A 541-nucleotide genomic window follows, 5' to 3' on the forward strand; every position below is an offset into this window, starting at 1 on the left:
CAATGACACTTCGACTCAAATTGCGTTTTTCACCCAGCTCCGCAAAGATAAACGCTACAACAAACCAGATCGCCAAGTACTCAAATCTCTGATTAAGGAAATAAAACAGGCCCATGAGCAGTCTCGGCAATCTACCTTACTTCGTCTAAAAAGTTTTGATTCATTTATCAATGACGCTTCAACGTTAGAGATTTACCGTTAACCGCGAGGATTGAACCAATAAACATTCTGCTGATGTTCACGTGTTCTTCACACTCGCTCACTAGCGTATAAGGTTGGACAGTTTTAAGTAAGACAACGTGAAACCACTAAAACGATACCAATACGAACGCTACGCCGTACTGTGCAACCTCGCGTATCCAAGAGTCTTTAAACAAACACGTTATGGCTTCGATCCTAATGGTCAGCGAATCATCCGAAACGAACACGGCAAGATTATGATTCGCGTACTGTGGAGCAAAAACCGCGATGAAGTCGTGGTCGTTATTAAAGGTTCTCACAGCATTACCGATTGGTTGCTCAACTTTGCAATGTGGACACG

At 43.1% G+C, this 541-nt stretch carries 2 pseudogenes; both read left to right on the plus strand.

The window, feature by feature from the left end:
- Positions 1-202: pseudogene (locus tag R7R24_RS29835) on the plus strand (CHAD domain-containing protein); the annotation flags it as partial.
- Between the two features lie 97 nt (positions 203-299).
- A pseudogene (locus tag R7R24_RS29840) lies at positions 300-541 on the plus strand (lipase); the annotation flags it as partial.

This window comes from Vibrio sp. 704 (assembly GCF_033339295.1).